Annotated in this window: 14 protein-coding genes; 7 read left to right on the forward strand and 7 right to left on the reverse strand. The window is 35.1% G+C overall.

The window, feature by feature from the left end; genetic code table 11:
- The first annotated feature begins 546 nt into the window (after window positions 1–546).
- Window positions 547–684: a hypothetical protein gene (locus tag C8J95_RS18810; RefSeq protein ID WP_168189527.1), complete on the forward strand. Its 138-nt coding sequence runs from the start codon at window positions 547–549 to the stop codon at window positions 682–684.
- 55 nt (window positions 685–739) lie between these two features.
- Here C8J95_RS18810 and C8J95_RS15720 read toward each other — a convergent pair whose 3' ends face one another.
- Together C8J95_RS15720 and lipB are read right to left on the reverse strand one after the other, a co-directional pair.
- The gene (locus C8J95_RS15720) at window positions 740–2056 is read right to left on the reverse strand and encodes a dihydrolipoamide acetyltransferase family protein (RefSeq protein ID WP_107809691.1); all 1317 of its coding nucleotides are present in this window, start codon (window positions 2054–2056) and stop codon (window positions 740–742) included.
- 482 nt (window positions 2057–2538) lie between these two features.
- Window positions 2539–3252, reverse strand: a complete 714-nt coding sequence (gene lipB / locus C8J95_RS15725; protein WP_059322596.1) for a lipoyl(octanoyl) transferase LipB — start codon at window positions 3250–3252, stop codon at window positions 2539–2541.
- 161 nt (window positions 3253–3413) lie between these two features.
- Here lipB and C8J95_RS15730 point away from each other — a divergent pair, with 161 nt between their 5' ends.
- The 5 genes from C8J95_RS15730 to C8J95_RS15750 all read left to right on the forward strand — a co-directional run bounded on the left by C8J95_RS15730 (window position 3414) and on the right by C8J95_RS15750 (window position 11000).
- Window positions 3414–4094: a response regulator transcription factor gene (locus C8J95_RS15730; RefSeq protein ID WP_078779963.1), complete on the forward strand. Its 681-nt coding sequence runs from the start codon at window positions 3414–3416 to the stop codon at window positions 4092–4094.
- Window positions 4091–5461 (forward strand): ATP-binding protein, encoded by a 1371-nt coding sequence (locus C8J95_RS15735; RefSeq protein WP_107809692.1) that lies wholly within the window; start codon window positions 4091–4093, stop codon window positions 5459–5461. Before C8J95_RS15730 ends, C8J95_RS15735 begins: the two co-directional genes overlap by 4 nt.
- 78 nt (window positions 5462–5539) lie before the next feature.
- A complete protein-coding gene (locus C8J95_RS15740) occupies window positions 5540–6787 on the forward strand; it encodes a TolC family protein (RefSeq protein ID WP_107809693.1) in 1248 nt (415 codons plus the stop codon).
- A gap of 3 nt (window positions 6788–6790) precedes the next feature.
- On the forward strand, window positions 6791–7876 hold the full coding sequence (locus C8J95_RS15745) for an efflux RND transporter periplasmic adaptor subunit (protein ID WP_107809694.1): 1086 nt from the start codon (window positions 6791–6793) through the stop codon (window positions 7874–7876).
- Window positions 7877–7901: 25 nt separating this feature from the next.
- Window positions 7902–11000 (forward strand): efflux RND transporter permease subunit, encoded by a 3099-nt coding sequence (locus C8J95_RS15750; RefSeq protein WP_107809695.1) that lies wholly within the window; start codon window positions 7902–7904, stop codon window positions 10998–11000.
- Between the two features lie 88 nt (window positions 11001–11088).
- Here C8J95_RS15750 and C8J95_RS15755 read toward each other — a convergent pair whose 3' ends face one another.
- From C8J95_RS15755 to C8J95_RS15775, 5 genes are all read right to left on the reverse strand, one after another.
- Window positions 11089–12606, reverse strand: coding sequence for a carbon-nitrogen hydrolase family protein (locus C8J95_RS15755; protein WP_107809696.1), 1518 nt, complete (start codon window positions 12604–12606; stop codon window positions 11089–11091).
- A 48-nt stretch (window positions 12607–12654) separates the two neighbouring features.
- Entirely contained in the window at window positions 12655–13002 is a 348-nt protein-coding gene (locus tag C8J95_RS15760; protein WP_107809697.1) for a DUF4180 domain-containing protein, read from the reverse strand.
- Window positions 13003–13008: 6 nt separating this feature from the next.
- Entirely contained in the window at window positions 13009–13848 is an 840-nt protein-coding gene (locus tag C8J95_RS15765; protein WP_255412841.1) for a hypothetical protein, read from the reverse strand.
- A gap of 198 nt (window positions 13849–14046) precedes the next feature.
- Window positions 14047–15408 (reverse strand): MATE family efflux transporter, encoded by a 1362-nt coding sequence (locus C8J95_RS15770; RefSeq protein WP_107809699.1) that lies wholly within the window; start codon window positions 15406–15408, stop codon window positions 14047–14049.
- A gap of 3 nt (window positions 15409–15411) precedes the next feature.
- A complete protein-coding gene (locus C8J95_RS15775) occupies window positions 15412–16596 on the reverse strand; it encodes a sigma-54 dependent transcriptional regulator (protein ID WP_034867613.1) in 1185 nt (394 codons plus the stop codon).
- 143 nt (window positions 16597–16739) lie between these two features.
- Between C8J95_RS15775 and C8J95_RS15780 the strand changes: the two genes are divergently transcribed.
- On the forward strand, window positions 16740–18725 hold the full coding sequence (locus C8J95_RS15780) for a sensor histidine kinase (RefSeq protein ID WP_107809796.1): 1986 nt from the start codon (window positions 16740–16742) through the stop codon (window positions 18723–18725).
- The last annotated feature ends 1 nt before the right edge of the window (window position 18726 follow it).

An 18726-nucleotide genomic window follows, 5' to 3' on the forward strand; every position in this document is an offset into this window, starting at 1 on the left:
CGCCGATGGTACTGCTAACGCGGGAGAGTAGGTCGCCGCCAGTTTTTATTTTTGAAAAGCCTTTGCATAGTAATGCAGAGGCTTTTTCGTTTTTATGAACTATCACCAATTTATCACTTCTCATTAACCTATTACAAACTTGTCAATTATTACTTATCAATTATCACTACCACCTGTCACTTTTTATTCTTGACGCCAAACAGCTAATACTGAATACAAAGTGAATGGAATAGCTACATAAGTTATAGTGATTATTGTAAACATGTAAGTTGTAAGACTTAATGCTATAAAATTATAATAACCATAAAACTTAAAAACTTACGACTAATAACTGCCTGATTATAAATTATATATATTCAAGTTTATTATTATAACTCTAATCCGTGAGAATCGGGTATACTGATTAGGATAAGGAAAAATTATTTTTATAGGATTCTCAGAGATTAATTATACAGATAAATATTATTACTTGTTTATGGCTATCCTCAAAATAATATAATAATGTCGCCATACCTTTGATTGTATAACAAATTCAATTTTAAAGTTATGACTACAAAATTTATTAAACCCGGACCTAAGCCTAATAAGCCAGATGGAACTCCGGATAGAAGAAGGAGGGTAACACCAGAAGTAAAGCCAAAGCATCCAGAATTAAAACCACATAAACATAAACCTGGAGCATAAATAAAAATCCCCGATAATATTATCGGGGATTTTTTTATAATGTATTGTTTTGATTTTAGACTTCTGTATTCAGATCCCAATTTTGAAGATAGTCATGAACATGCTTTAGGAACATTCCACCTAAAGAACCATCTACTACACGGTGATCGTAAGAGTGACTCATGAACATAAGGTTTCTGATTGCAATAACATCTCCGTCAGGAGTTTCCAATACAGCAGGTTTTTTAACAATAGCACCAACAGCTAAAATTGCAACCTGTGGCTGAGGAATAATAGGAGTACCCATTAAGTTTCCAAAACTTCCAACATTAGATATCGTATAAGTTGCACCTTGTGTATCTTCAGGTCTCAATTTTTTATTTCTTGCTCTGTAAGCCAGGTCATTAATTGCCTTTGCTAAACCAGAAAGAGAAAGCTGATCTGCATTTTTAATTACCGGAACAATAAGGTTACCATCCGGAAGGGCAGTAGCCATACCAATATTGATGTTTTTCTTTTTAATGATTTTATCACCATCAACAGAAACGTTGATTAATGGGAAATCCTGAATAGCTTTAACGACTGCTTTTATGAAAATTGGCATGAAAGTTAGCTTTTCACCTTCACGTTTTTCGAAAGCGGCTTTATGTTTGTTTCTCCATTTTACAACATTTGTAACATCAGTTTCAATAAATGAAGTTACGTGTGGAGCAATCTGCTTAGCTTTCACCATATTTTCTGCGATAATTTTTCGCATTCTGTCCATTGGAACAATCTCATCTCCTGCAGCAACAGGGATTGTAGATGTCGGAGCAGGTACCGGAGTGCTTTTAGCAGCTAGAGCAGCTGGTGTACTTGTTGTAGTATTTGCTGCATTACCTCTGTTTGGAAGGTATGCTAAGATATCTTCTTTTGTAATTCTGCCTTCAAGGCCGGAACCTTTAATAGACTTAAGTTCAGCTTCAGTAATATTTTCCTGTTGTGCAATAGATTTCACAAGAGGAGAGAGATATAAATCTGTACCAGATAATGAATCTGTAGCTACAGTTTGTGCAGCAATAGGTTGCATTAGTTCTTTCTCTACTTCTGGCTCAATAACAGTTGCAGTTGCAGCAACCGAAGCTTCTGCAGTAATATCAGCATTTCCTTCCCCGGCAATTTCCAAAATAGCGATAGCTTCGCCAACTTTTGCTACTTCTTCTTTTTGTTTTAAAATCTTTACAATTTTACCGGAAACAGGAGTCGGAACATCAGAATCAACTTTATCGGTTGCAATTTCTACAACGGAGTCATCTTCACTTACAGTGTCGCCTTCGTTATACAACCATGTGATAATCGTCGCTTCCATCACACCTTCTCCCATTGAAGGAAGTAATAATTTATATTCTGCCATAATTACTTTTTCTATATTTTACAAATATAATCAAAAAAATAGTTGTTGCAAATAATTTAATTTAGAGAGCTTTTTTTTGAAAAAAATATAATTAAAAATTCTAAATAAATAGTTCAAGTATTTGCAAAATAATTATTAATCAGGGGAGTATAAAACTATAATCTAAAAAGAATAAAAGAATTAGAAATGAAATAAATAATGGTATTTAATATTATTATATCGTCATTAAATAGTAAATCTATAGCTTTCGAAATTACAATTTATAGCAGATCTACTTTTTTATATTTACTGATATTATGGGGTTTAACCTCTTTTTTTACTAAATGAATGCATAAGGATAAATGTTATTTTCTGATGATTCTGGAAACTGAATATTTTTGGATCAATATGTGCCCCAAAAATTACGCTTGCATTTACAATTAGGTATAAAACTCCAAAAGTCAGAATTTTCAGAGACAGGAATTCTTACATTTATATATAGATTAAATCCATTCAGTTTGGAAGACTTCCTGAAAATGTTTTTTGATTTTTAATTTTACTTCTTCAATATCTACCTCCCTTTCCAGTTCTCTTTTAAGAGATGTTACCTGTTTGTCTTTTATACCGCAAGGAATAATATATTCGAAATAGCGAAGATCTGTATTTACATTTAATGCAAAGCCATGGATTGTAACCCAGCGACTGGCTTTCACGCCCATTGCACAAATCTTTCGAGCATATGGTTTGCCTACATCCAGCCAAACACCTGTTTCCCCTGGAGAACGTTCTCCTTTTAGTCCATATTCGGCAATAGTCCGGATGATAATTTCTTCCAGCTCTCTCATATAACGGTGAATATCTGTGTAGAAATTTTCAAGATCCAGAACAGGATAGCCTACAATCTGGCCATAGCCATGGTAGGTGATGTCTCCGCCACGATTTGTTTTTACATAAGTTGCATCTATTTCTTTCAGCATATCATTATTAGCAAGCATATTTTCTTCGTGCCCGCTTTTCCCCAATGTATAAACGTGCGGATGTTCAACAAAAAGCAGATGGTTTTCTGTTTCTGTTGTATCTTCCGGCTGAAGTTGTCTGTTATTTATTTTTATATCTATATTACTCTTCAGAAGCTTTTCCTGGTAGTCCCATGCAGACTGGTAATCCAATACACCAAGTTCCTGAAAAATAACATTATGATTAATTTTAGAATTCATTTTTCGTAAAAATTTCTATACAAATTTAAAGGTTTTGTAAAGGGAAAGCAAGTATATTCATTGGGAAAAACTATCTCTGTATTCGATAGCTTATTTTGTATAATTTTACAAAATAGGAATAGTAACAATGTTATTTTATAAATTTGTAAAAAAGACTTTCAATGCGAGTATTACTTTTGGAGGATGATTTAGTATTATCATCAGAGATTTCAACTTTCTTAGCGTCTAATGATATTTTGTGTGAGACATCATCTGATGGAGAGGAATTTCTGACGAAAACTACCGGGGCGGCTTATGATATCTATCTTTTGGATATTAATGTACCAAAAATAAACGGACTGGAAGCTACACAAATTGTAAGAGATACTGATCCCAATACTCCAATTATTATTATCTCTGCCTACGATGATATTTCAGATAAAAAGGAAGCCTTTTTACGTAAAGCAGATGATTATCTTGTAAAACCTTTTTTACTTGAGGAACTCCTGTTGAGAATAAATTCTTTGTTAAGAAGAAGAGAGGCTCCTAAAAAAGAGGATGAAAAGATTATTATTGATGATCTTGAAATCCTTCCTGCTGATGGAAAAGTTTACAGAGCAGGCAATGAAATTAGCCTTACAGTAAGAGAGTTCCAACTATTAAAACTTTTGGCTGATGCTAATGGAAGAACTCTGTCCAAGCAACATATATCGGATCAGGTATGGCAGAATCATTTCCAGACAACCAATAATACTATTGAGGTTTACATTAATTTTCTAAGAAAGAAAATAGATAAAGACTTTAAGCATAAACTAATCCATACTCGTCCCGGATTCGGATATTATCTTGCCAGTCTGAAATGACATTAAAACGTAAAATAGCATTTAATTTTAGTATTGCATATTCTTTGATTTTTGCAATTGTAATGGTCATTATTTATTATACCAGTTATGATTTCAGAAAAGAAAAATTTCTGGAAAGAATGCATAATAAGCTGGAATTTACAATACAGCTTATTTTAAAAAATGAAAATGTTGATGTTAAGGGGGCCAATTTCGAAGTCGATGAAATTGAGGATGAATTGTTTCATGATGAAACATTAATTTTCAATAGCAACAAGAAACTTATATATAGTACTGTTAAAGACGAAAATATTACCTGGGATGAAGGTTTACTGTATCAATTGGATCAGACAAGTGAAGTCCACGTTCAAAATAAAGATCAGGAGTTACTAGGGGCTCATGTAAAAATAAGGGATAAAGCTTATTATATTCTGGTAACTGCGCGTGACCGAACAGGGCAGCTTAAATTGGATTTCTTAAAATATGTATTAATTATAACATATCTTATTACGACTGTATTTGTCTGGGTTTTCAGTTATAATTTTGTTAAAAAGCTTTTGACTCCCTTAGACAAATTTACTCAGCAGATTACAGAAATTACAGCTCATAAGCTTACTACCAAACTGGAAGAAAACAAATCTGAAGATGAGATTAGTGTTCTGGCAAGAGCTTTTAATACGATGATGATTCGTATTAATGATGTTTTTCAAGCACAGAAAGAGTTTACAGCAAGTGCATCACATGAAATCCGAACACCATTAACGAGAATTACATTTCAATTAGAAAATCTAAGTAATAAAAGTGATATCCAGCCAGATACCAAAACTACGTTACAAAATGTTACAAAGGATATCCATCAGTTATCTGATTTAACGAGCTCACTTATTCTGCTTACAAAATTTGACAGAGAAAATATTCAACAAATTTTTAAAGAAGAACGTATTGACGAAATTATTTTTGATGCCTATGAAGTCGTTCTAAAGACTTATCCTCAGCTATATCTTGATTTTAAGATTGATGAAAATGAGGAATTAACATTAGCTGTAAGAGGAATAAGGTCGTTACTTGAGATTGTCTTTATCAACTTGTTCAAAAATGCTGTTTTATATAGTGATAATTCAGAAGTATCTGTTTCTATACATGAAAATGATAATGAGCTCCACGTTATTATGGAAAATAATGGCCCTGTTATTTCTGATGAAGACCGTAATAAACTGTTTGAAGCTTTTATAAGAGGCAAAAATTCACAGAATATCAATGGTTCCGGACTGGGATTAAAAATTGTACAACGTATCCTGGAATATCACCAGGCAAATATTTCTTATTCTGCAGATTCAAATAAGAATATTTTCACTTTAATATTTCCTACACATTCGATAAATAAATAATTTTAAGCTTATTTTAAGCTTAAATTAAGATTGTTTTAAAATAGGAATTACATTTTTGTAATGTTTAAAAAGTATAGCATGAAAAAATGTATTCCGTTTTTTCTAATGACATCCGTTTTTGTATACAGTCAGCAGCGGATGACATTGGAAGAATGCGAAGAGTCCTTTCAAAAGAATAATCTGCAACTGATTGCTGCTCAGTATAATATTAGCGAAGCGGAAGCGGATATTATTCAGGCAAAAATATGGGATCTCCCTAATTTGTCTGTTGAACTTAACGCAATAGACCCTGAAAATAAAAAGATTTTTCATATTGGCAGCACCGGAGCTAAGGAAGTGGGAATAGAACAACTTTTTGTATTAGGAAGAAAAAGAAAAAATGAAGTCGCTTTTGCCAGGTCGAATAAAGAAATTGCAGAAATGCAGTTCCAGGGACTGCTCGTAGATCTTCGTTCTCAGCTTAGAAGTACCTTTTATAATATTCTTTTTGAGCAAAAAAAAGAAGAAAGTCTGGATGTTCAGTTAAAGTATTTTACAGATTTGCTGAATGCTTATAAAGTTCAGACCCAAAAAGGGAATGTATCTCTGAAAGATATGGTAAGGCTTCAGGCATTGGTTATCAATGTACAGAATGATAAAATAGAGGTTAGTAATAATATTATTCAGCAAAAGCAAACACTGAAATTATTAACAGGCAGTGATACAGAAGTTCTTCCGGAACTTTCTGACGATAATATGAATCAACAGCTGGAAAAACAGCCGCTGATAAGTATTTCCGAATTGCAGCAAAAAGCATTGGAAAATAATGCCGATTATTTGACCGCTAAAAAAATTACGCAGAGTAGTGAACTCAATTTAAAATGGCAAAAATCACTTAGTGTACCGGACCTTACTATAGGTACCCGTTGGACACAAAGAGGAGCTGCTTTCGATAATCAGTTGGCACTTAGCTTTGGTATTCCTATTCCGCTGTGGAATAAAAATAAAGGAAATCAGATGAAAGCAGAATATCAGATTCAGGAAAACAAAAAAACTGAAGAAAGGTTGAGGCAGGAACTTGTCTCACAAGTAGATACTGCATATCAGACATGGAAGAATCAATATCAGCAATATTTTTCCTTGAAACCTCAGGACTTGCAGGATATGGAAACTGTATATAATGGAATTCTGAAGAATTTCAGAAAAGGTAATATCAGTCTTATAGAGTTCACCGATTTTATGGAGAGTTACAAGCAAAGTATTTTGCAGATCTATGAAATCCAGAAACATATTATAACATCCGCTGAAGAAATCAATCGTTTAACACAATCCAAAATCTTTTACTAGTATATGAAGCAGATAATTACAGGCTTATTGACAATCTCAATACTTGCTGCGTGCAGCAAGGAAGAGCCTCAGAAAAAAGAGAGTATTGTAAAAGGCTTTGAAATAAGCAAGGAGATGATGCAGTCTACAACCCTTGGTGAAGCCCAAAAAGAACAGATTAAAGAACAAATGAGTTTCTTTGGTAAAATTTCCGCTGACAGAAACAGTTATATAGATATTTATCCTTTGGTAGGAGGTAATGTACTGACAGTAAATGCTGAACTAGGAGATTATGTACACAAAGGTCAGGTTCTGGCTACAATACGAAGTACAGAAGTGGCAGGTTTTCAGAAAGACCTTAGTGATGCTAAAACAGATTTGGCAGAGGCAAAAAATAAACTGAGAGTAGCCCAGGAACTTTATGAAGGAAAATTGAATACCAGAAATGAAGTTTTGACAGCCAAAAGCGAACTTACAAAAGCACAGGATCAGCTAAAGCGTGCGGAAGCTGTTAGTACAATCTATAACGTAAAGAATGGCAATATTTACTCTGTCGTATCTCCAATCAATGGTTATATCGTACAAAAGAATATTAATAAAGATATGCAGCTTAGAAGTGACCGCTCGGACAATATTTTCGACGTGGCCAACACAAAAGATGTTTGGGCATTAGTTAACATCAATGAAACTGATATTGACCGAATAGATCTTGGGATGAAGGCAGAGATCACGACGCTAAGTTATCCTGATAAAGTCTTCCATGGTAGAATTGACAAGATATTTAAAATTATAGATCCGCAAACCAATGCTATGCAGGCAAGAGTGGTTTTGGATAATTCGGAAGGACTTTTGGTACCAGATAGTAAAGCAACAATTAAAGTAAATAATACGCTGAATGAAACAGCAGTAGCGATACCTACTTCTGCGGTAATCTTTGACGATAACAGATACTTTGTTGTATTATTTGCATCCCAGAGTAATATAAAAGTTCGTGAAATAAAAATACTGAGACAGACCGGAGATAAAACTTATGTAGCTGAAGGAGTGAATGAAGGTGATAAGGTTGTAACCAATAATCAGTTACTTATTTACAGATCATTAAAAGAGTAAATAAGAAATATTAAATCTGAATTGAATGAATAAGTTCATTAAAAATATAATAGCATTTTCTATCAAGAACAAGGCTTTCACCTTTATCTGGGTGGGGATTTTGGCTATAGCAGGTATTGTAAGTTTCAGGAATATGCCAATTGAAGCCTTTCCAGATGTTACCAATACCCAGATAACGATCATTACACAATGGAATGGTAGAAGTGCCGAAGAAGTGGAGCGTTTTGTAACAACACCTATAGAGCTTGCAATGAGTCCGGTGCAGAAGAAAACCAGTGTACGAAGTACCACCATGTTTGGATTGTCCATTGTCAAAATTATTTTCGATGACGGAGTAGATGATACCTTTGCCAGAAACCAGGTCAACAACCAGTTGAGAACACTAAGTTTTCCGGATGATGTCGCTCCCGAAGTACAACCACCTTACGGCCCCACAGGGGAAATATTCCGTTATACACTGGAAAGCCCGAAACGAGATTCCCGGGAGTTACTTACTTTACAGACCTGGGTTGTAGACCGTGCATTACGCGGTGTTCCGGGGGTGGCGGATATCAACGTATTCGGAGGGCAAGATAAAGTTTATGAACTGAGTATTGATCCGGTAAAATTGGAAAAATACAGTCTTACTCCTTTACAGGTTTATGATGCTGTAACCAAGAGTAATCTGAACGTAGGTGGAGATGTTATAGAAAAAAGCGGACAATCTTACGTAGTACGAGGAATTGGTCTTGTAAAAACAATAGAAGATATAGGCAATATTACAATTGAGACTAATAACGGAAACCCTGTATTGGTAAAGAATATTGCTGAAGTAAAAGAAAGCTCTATGCCACGTGTAGGACAGGCCGGATTAAACGGAAAAGATGATGTGGTAGCGGGTACAGTGGTTATGCGGAAAGGAGAAAATCCACGTGAAGTTCTGGTAGCACTGAAAGCAAAAATTGCTGAACTGAATAGTAAAACCTTACCTAAAGATGTGAAACTGGTCACTTTCTATGATCGTGATAATCTGATGGATTTCACGACTCGTACAGTAATGCACAACCTTCTTGAAGGAATTGTATTGGTAACAGTAATGGTATTGATCTTTATGGCCGATTGGCGTACAACTGTTATCGTGTCTATTATTATTCCGCTATCATTGTTGTTTGCATTCCTATGTCTTAAAATAGCAGGGATGAGTGCAAATCTTCTTTCATTGGGAGCTGTAGACTTTGGTATTATTATCGATGGTGCTGTCGTCATGGTTGAAGGCGTCTTTGTAATGTTAGATCACAAAGCCAAAAGATATGGAATGGAGCGCTTTAATAAATTGGCAAAAGGAGGTTGGATCAAGCAAACCGGAACAGGTTTGGGGAAAGCTATTTTCTTCTCAAAGCTTATTATTATCACCTCGCTAATTCCTATTTTCTCTTTCCAGAAGGTAGAAGGGAAAATGTTCTCTCCATTGGCCTATACTCTTGGATTTGCATTATTGGGAGCATTGTTATTTACATTAACATTGGTTCCTGTACTTATGCATATTTTATTGAATAAGAATGTGCGCGAAAAGCATAATCCATTTGTATCTTTCTGGGACAGGATTGTAGAAAAAGGATTTACGTTTGCATTCAGAAATAAAAAAATAAGTCTTATTGCAGCGATTTCCTTAATGGTGGTAACTATTTTCTCGGGAAAATTTCTTGGGACGGAATTCTTGCCAACCCTTAATGAAGGCTCACTATGGGTAACAGCAGAATTACCGATGAGTACATCACTGAAAGAGTCTATGAAAAAGACCAATGAACTGAAAAAAGTTATTGCTTCATTTCCCGAAGTTACTGGAGTTCTTTCCCAGACAGGGCGAAGTAATGATGGTACTGACCCTAATGGTTTTGGCTTCGTACAATTTGCTGTTGCCTTACAACCTCGTGAAGAATGGAAACGTAAGATTACTTATGACGAACTCATCAATGAGATGAATGTTAAGCTAAAGAAATTCCAGGGAATTACATATAATTATTCACAACCTATTTCAGATAACGTTGCTGAAGCAGTAGCAGGTTTCAAAGCTGAAAACGGGATTAAGATTTATGGTGACAATCTGGAAACCTTAGATCGTTTGGCCAAAGAAGTTTATAAAGAGATCCGCAAAGTGAAGGGCGTAAGAGAACCGGGGATTATCAAAAATATAGGGCAGCCAGAAGTAAGTGTTGTACTGGACAGACATAAGATGGCGGAATATGGTGTAATGCCGGCTGATGCGCAATCTGTTTTAGAAATGGCTTTTGGAGGTAAAACAGCTTCACAAATCTATGAAGGAGAACGTAAATTTGATATAAGACTTCGTTACGCCCCGGAATACCGTAAGTCGGAAGAGGATATTGCTAAACTGATGGTGCCTTGTCAGGATGGAACGCTTATTCCTATGAAGGCTATTAGTGATATTACTAAAGATAATGGAGCTGCCTTTATTTATAGGGACAATATCAAACGTTATATTGGAATCAAATTTTCGATCAGAGACCGTGACTTAGGAAGTACAATAGCCGATGCACAGAGAAAAGTGGCTTCCATAAAACTTCCAGATGGCTATTCTATCGGCTGGACTGGACAATTCGAAAACCAGCAACGTGCGTCTAAACGCTTAGGGCAAGTTGTACCTATCAGTATTATAATGATTTTCTTCCTTTTATTTATCCTGTTTGGGAATATGAAAGATTCATTACTAGTATTAGCTAACGTACCATTTGCACTTATTGGAGGTATCATCGCACTTCATGTAACAGGTATGAATTTCGGAATTTCTGCAGGGGTAGGAATGATAGCACTTTTTGGAATTTGTATTCAGAATGGTGTAATTCTTATTTCCGAATTCCATAGTAATGTAAAGAAAGGCTTCCATATAGATAAAGCTATTCTGGAAGGGGTGAAAGTAAGAACCCGTCCTGTAGTTATGACAGCTCTAATGGCTTCTATAGGACTAATGCCGGCTGCGATGTCTACAGGTATTGGTTCTGAATCTCAGAAGCCGCTGGCAATTGTAATTATCGGGGGGTTGGTTTCGGCAACTGTACTTACATTGCTCATTTTCCCAATTATCTTCTGGATCTTTAACAGAACTAAAAAAAGAGAACTTAACTAAAACTCGTTTAATATTAAATATAAACCCTGTCAGAAATTTCTGACAGGGCTTTTTATATAGTATAGCTTTAGTATAAATATACTTTGAACTATAAATTTTCTTTATCTTTTATAGTAACATCATAAAGATCCGATCTTCTGTCTTTTAGTATTTGTACAGCACCATTATGGTGAAGCTCTTTTAGCAGATTAAGGTCTACATCTACTATTAATGTCATTTCAGTATTCGGAGTAGCTTCTCCTTTTACAGCATTGGAAGGGAAGGCAAAGTCTGAAGGTGTAAATACCGCAGCCTGTCCAAATTGTATATCCATATTGCTTACACCAGGAAGGTTTCCTACACAACCCGCAATGGCAACATAGCACTCATTTTCTATTGCTCTGGCAGCGGCACAGGCTCTTACACGGGTATAAGCATTTTGAGTATCGGTAAGATAAGGTACAAATAATATCTTCATACCCTGATCTGCAAGGATTCTGGAAAGTTCCGGAAATTCTACATCGTAGCATACCATTATTCCAATTTTACCACAATCGGTATCGAAGGCTTTTACTTCATTTCCACCCAACATACCGTAGTATTTTCGCTCGTTAGGAGTGATGTGTATTTTTCGGTATTCGTCTCGCTTTCCGTCACGATGGAGAAGGTAGCTGGCATTATAGAGATTCCCATTTTCAAGTATCGGCATACTGCCTGATATGATATTGACGTTATAGCTTACGGCAAGTTCCGCAATTTTATCTACAATCTCTGCAGTCAGTTTTGAAAGTTCCTCCATGGATTCTCTTTCATTCAGATGATTATATGCTGCCAAAAGGGGAGTGTTGAATAATTCCGGGAAAACACAAAAGTCGGATTCATAATTGCTGATTACATCCACAAAGAATTCTACCTGCTGATAAAATGCCTCAATATCTCTGAATTGTCGCATCTGCCATTGCACCAGACCAATACGGATTACACTATCCAGCATTGTATTTTGCTTCTGCGTGTAATAGATGTTATTCCATTGTAATAAAACAGCATATTCTTCGGATTCAGTATCACCTTTCAGATAACCTTTCAGTATTTTAATAGGAGAAAAGTTATTGGAAAGCTGGAAAGACAGAACCGGATCGTAAATTTCTTTTTTACGGACTTTATTAATGTACTGACGTGGTGTAAGTTCCTTACTGTGGGTGTGGTAATTTGGAATTCTACCGCCAATAATAATTGACTTCAGATTTTTAATTTCACATAATTCTTTTCTGGCATCATATAATCTACGTCCCAGTCGCAGGGATCGAAACTCAGGGTGAACAAATACCTCTATACCATAAAGAACATTACCATTGTTGCTATGGGTATTGAAGGTTCCGTTTCCCGTAATCTCATCGTAAGTATGCTGATCTCCGAATAATTCGTACTGTACCATTATAGAAAGTGCCGCAGCTGCTAATTTACCATCTACAGTAATACACAATTGCCCCTCAGGGAATATAGACGTTAGTTTTTGAATATTTCTTTTTGCCCAGGTATTATCCTCTATATCGGGATAAGCCTCCTGCATGGATTCTACAAGCTCATCATAATCGTCTAAGCTTAATTTTCGGATATCTACTTGCATAATACTGTATTTTGTTTGAATATAACCATCCGAAAATCTTTATATGCTTTATGCTAAAGCATCGGACAGCGTGTTAACGAAGTTAACTAATTTACCTTTATTACATTCATAAATAAAATCTTTCAGGCTCTTACTTTCATAGCTGAAATTGCCAACAATGGCAAGTTTCATTTTATAATTAGAAAACTTCTGAAGAATATCTCCTGCCATTTTATTTTTCAAATCAAAAAAGTCGGATGTAATATTCTGTTCCCTGATAATAATTTTATCGAAGCCCTGATAATAAAGATCTGCCAAAAGGTCTAATCCATCCTGCATTTGCTGAATTAGCACTTTGTCGGAGTTCAGTTCTGCAACTTTTATTCCATTAACAGTATGTTCCTGTACAGTATACATTTTGATTTATTTATTAACTGGTTCAGCATAAATTTTATAATCAACATTTGATGAAAATGTTGTGTACTCCATCAATGCGATCTTAGAAGTAGGGGTTATCCATATTGCTAATGTTTTTTCTCCATTTAGCCTAGCTGAAAAATGATCATCAAATTTTTGATCTAAAGAACCTTCTGCTTCAACAGTATATGTGGGTTTTGAATATAGTTTGGTAATATAGTTCTTTAATATATCTTTATTTTGCTTTGTATAAAATGGATTATCCGAACTATTTGGAATATTCCAGTGATTATACAGTGTGATAGACGGAATATTATCAGTTTTTTGCTTGCGGATTGAAAATGAATAGGGTTTGGTTATATTAGAATATCCTGTATTTATAGCTTCTGGATTAAATTCTTTCCAGTTTGTATTCAGGAAATTTTTGCTATTCTTTATATTTATCTTTACAGAATCTTTTAAGACAACTTTATTGCCTTTATAGCCATACAGATATGTAGTACTGGTTTCTGGAAGGTAATAATAATTGGACCATGTTAGCATCAGTTTCAAAGAATTCTCCTTCGCATTCAGTATAACGACTCCTTTATCTTCACCTTTTGTTTTTACAACTATTGAATCATAAGACATTCTCAGGTCATATATAGACACATTCTGATCTTTTACGGTTGGTTCAAGATAGAAGTTTACAACGTCAAAAATATTAGCTTCTGATTCTTTTGTTTTTAGACTAAGTTTAGCAAAAGGAGGCTTAGATTCTTCTTTATTTTCAGATATTCCTTCTGTTCTGTCTGAACAAGCAATAAGAGAAATAAAAAAGGAAATGGATAGTATACTTTTCTTCATTTTATAGTGTAAAGGGTTTGTTACAAATATACTGTATTCATCGTGGTAACAAACAACTTTTCTATTTAATTCTCTAACTATAGACTTTTTTGTAAAGTTACCTAATCAGATTTATTATAATTGGATGTAAAGTTGCATAAAATAAATAAGGTTGCCTAAACAGACAACCTTATGAAAATCTATATATTGTAGCAATATTTATTTTGCAGCTAGTATTTTTCTGTTCGTTAGTCTAAGGAACCTGGCAACCAGGAATAGGGCAGATATAGTAAGTCCTAAGCCTAATGCAATCCACATTCCGAACGCTCCCATTTTAAGGGTGTAACATAGGAAATACCCTAATGGAATTGTAATGATCCAATATGCAACGAAAGTAATAGCACTTGGAACTTTTACATCCTGAATACCTCTAAGACATCCTAAACAAGTCACCTGAATACCATCTGAAAGCTGGAACAAAGCAGCAATAATAAGCAGCTTGGAAGCTAACGTCATTACATTGATATCATCGTTCTGTACGAAGAAATGTGGAAGTATATTTCTGCCCAGAATAAAGGCTAGCCCACAAACAATCATAAACAAGAATGAAATTTTTATATTATTGATTCCTACATTTCGAAGGCCTACAAAGTCTCTTTCTCCCAATTTTCTTCCTACCATAACTGTAGAGGCTACACTAAATCCAACACATAGATTGAAGGTAAAAGATGCCATGGATAATGCAATCTGGTGAGCCGCAATGTCAGTTGAACTAACCAGTCCACAAACAAAAGCTGCACCTGCAAAAGCACTTACTTCAAAGAATAATTGCAAAGCTGTCGGGAAACCGATTTTCAGCATTGTATTGAATATGCTTTTAGAAAATCCTGCAATTTTCAGGTGAAAAGCTTTGATGTATTGAGAAGTTCTTGGATCTCTGTACAATACAATGTACAAGAATACCACCATAAATATTCTGGCAATAAGTGTTGCTAGAGCAGATCCCCTTACTCCCATAGCTGGTAAACCAAGTTTACCTTCAATCAGTATATAATTCAGAACAATATTCAGGATATTGGCAATAATTGTTGCTTTGGTTACTCCTAAAGTAAAAGATAAACCTTCTGAAACTTCTCTGAATGTCTGGAATACCATGAATGGAATCATACTGAATGCCATAATGGTTAAGAAATGTATGGTATCCGGAATGATTTCAGTTGGTTGATCCATATGATAGAGCAGTGGCATACCAAGCAGAATACCAAGCATCATAAGAAGTCCTACTGCCAGATTAATGACAAAACCATGACGGAATACACTATTAATTTTATCATGGTCTAGTCTGGAGTGTGCTTCGGATACCAGTGGAGGTATTGCATAGGAAAATCCCATCGCAAATACGAAGAACGAAAAGAAGGTGGCATTCCCCAAAGATACAGATGCCAGGGCCTGTGCACCAAGGAGTTTACCTACGATCATATTGTCGAACAAGTTCACCGAAACTTGTCCGAGCTGTGTGATCATAACAGGTAACGCGAGCTTCAGAGAATCCCGCGTATATTTTTGATTTAAAAATTTCATAAATTATTTTTTTACAAATTTGGAGACGTCGTCTGCCGTAACGGGGCTTTGGCCTAAGATGATTAATCTTTCAACAACGTTCCTTAACTCACGGATATTTCCGGTCCAGCTAAAATTCTGTAATGCTTCAATAGACTCATCGCTGAAATTCTTTTTAGCAGTTCCCTGCTCGTCCGCAATGATCTTTGAAAAATGCTCCACCAAAAGAGGGATATCATCTTTACGGTCATCCAGCTTAGGAACACGAATTTCAATTACAGAAAGTCTGTGGTAAAGGTCCTCACGGAATTTTCCTTTTTCTATTTCTTCCTGAAGATTTTTATTGGTAGCTGCAATTACACGTACGTCTACTTTTATTTCTTTATCGCTTCCGACAGGTGAGATTTTGCTTTCCTGCAATGCACGAAGAACTTTAGCTTGTGCAACAAGGCTCATATCACCAATTTCATCCAGGAATATAGTCCCGGTATTAGCCAGTTCGAATTTACCTTGCTTGTCTTTTATAGCTCCGGTAAAAGATCCTTTTACGTGCCCGAAAAGTTCAGATTCAATAAGTTCAGACGGAATAGCAGCACAGTTAACCTCGATCATAGGACCTTTTGCACGTTCAGAAAGATCGTGAACTGCATGTGCCACCAATTCTTTTCCGGCTCCGTTTGGTCCGGTAATTAGTACACGTGCATCGGAAGGTGCTACTTTTTCAATCATTTCCTGAATGTGCTTCAAAGCTTCAGAGTCACCAATCATTTGATATTTCTTGGTAATTCTTCTTTTAAGCTGTTTGTTTTCAGTAAGCAAAACATTCTTCTGGTGTTGAAGTACTTTTCTGTCCAGGGCATTTCTTACGCTGGTAATCAGTCTGTTGATATCAATAGGCTTGGAGATAAAGTCATAAGCACCATCTTTCAGGCATTTTACAGCAGTATCGATGTCTGCGTGGCCGGATATCATAACAAATGTAGTGTCAGGCTTTATTTCCAAAGCTTTCACTAATAGTTCATTACCCGCCATTTTCGGCATTTTAATATCCGAAATAACTAAGGCAAAATCGTCCTTCTCGATTAGTTTGAATCCCTCCAAACCATCTTCAGCAACTACGATATCATAACCTTTGCATTCATCTTCAAGAATGCTGGATAAAACGCCAGAAATAGCCTTTTCATCCTCAACAATAAGAATTTTTTGCATAGTAGCAAAGATACGGAATGCTTTTGAGTTGGGAAAGTAGGGCTGTTAAATAATTTTGTATCTGATTATTACATTTTACCCTCCTAATTTTAGGTATTTTTAGTCTCATATGTTTTTGAGAAATTTGGATAATGGCAATTTTTATGAAGATCATAAAATATAAATGGAATAGTGCAGTACAAAGGATTATAATTTTTATCCTTTTCACTTTCTTGCAGATAAATATCTCTGGACAATATTATAAAAAAACAGACAGTTTATTGCGAGTTCTGAAGGTTGCTAAAAGTGATACTTCCAGAATTGTTGTTATGGGAAAACTGTCTAAGGGATATTTTTTGCAAAATGATTCTGCCAGAGCTTTTACATATGCTTATAAAGCACGTGCATTAGCCCACCGAGGTTCTTTTATACTTTATAAAGCTTATGCAGACCAAACTATTAATTATTTGCATACAGGGCTTATGCATAAAGACAGTATATATTTTTATAGCAATAAAGTACTTACACAACTAAAAGGTAATAATTCTCCGCAGGCTATAAAGCTTATTGTTCCGGCAACCAATAGTTTGGCAGTTACATATTCTGCCAGTGGGGCTATAAGAAAGTCTACAGAATTACTGATCTCTAATCTACCCAGATTAGAAAAAATAAAAGATTATAAATTATTAAGTGCTATGCTACATAACATTGCTCATAGTTTTCTCGATATGGGAGAATATGAAAAAGCATATTCTTATTTACAAAGGAGTCTCTATTTACTGGAAAAATATAAGGGAGAACCTGGCTTGAAAGCACATTTTTATTTAACCGGAGCTACTGTATTGTACAATATGGATAGCATTAACAGAATGGGAGAATATCTTGATAAAGCAAAAGTAAACATTGACAAGATAGATATCCCGATGATTAGTTTTGGAAGATATTATGCCTACAGAGCTAAATATTATGCTAAAAAAAATAGAATTAAAGAGGCTGAAGCGATGCTGAATAAAGCCTTTATAGAATATCATAAATTCAATACAAAATACCATTATTATGATGTATACTGGGCTAAGGAAGAAATTGCAGTTGCAAAAGGAGATTATGTACAAGCTAGAGAAATTGCAAAAGATATTCATCAAAAAGCTATTGCCGAGAAATTTGATGAATCGGCTTTAGCTGCTGCTAAGAAGGTTTCCGAATATTCAAGGCGTTTGGGAGATTATAAAACAGCCTATCAGTATCTGAAAAAATATACTGTATATGAAGACAGTATCAAACGTGAGAAGACTATAGTTGAAGTACATGATTTGGAAACTAAATACAAAACTTCTGAAAAAGAAAAACAGATAGCAATGCTTCAGTCGGAAAAAAAACAAACTCTTTTACAGAATAAGAATCAACAATTATTGAATTGGCTCTTAGGTATAGGATCTATTATATTTCTTCTCATTATTGCATTTTTAATTTATTTAGTTAAAAATAATAAAAAGCATAATGCACAAAAGCTGAAGGAAGTAGAAAACCAGCAACAGCTTAAAATGGCTCAGGCCATGCTGGAAGGTGAGGAACGTGAACGGGAAAGAGTGGCTCGTGATCTGCATGATGGATTAGGAGGTGCTTTATCCGGAATTAAACTAAAGTTATCTGGACAGCAGAAAAAAGAAAGCATACCAGTAATAGACCATGTTATATTACAATTGGAAAACTCTATAAATGAACTTAGAAATATCTCACGAAACCTGATGCCGGAGGCATTGCTAAGATCAGGACTGGAAGTTGCTTTACACGATTTATGCATTTCTATGACAAGAGAAGATATGTTGATAGAGTTTCAGTCATCCGGGATTCAAAAAATAAATCCGCTTAGCAGCCAAGTTAATACTTACCGTATCATTCAGGAACTCTTGTCTAATGCCATCCGGCATAGTGGGGCAAATAAGATTCTTTTACAATGCATCCAGGAAAACAAACGCTTTTATATCACAATAGAGGATAATGGTTGCGGATTCGATTCTGATAATATTCAAAATGCAAAAGGTCTGGGATGGAGCAATATCCAAAATCGCGTAAACTATATGAAAGGAAAGATGGATGTAGATTCTATTATTCATCAGGGAACCACAATTAACATAGAACTTAATATTTGAT

This window comes from Elizabethkingia sp. YR214, assembly GCF_003058195.1.
Taxonomy (GTDB): Bacteria; Bacteroidota; Bacteroidia; order Flavobacteriales; family Weeksellaceae; genus Elizabethkingia.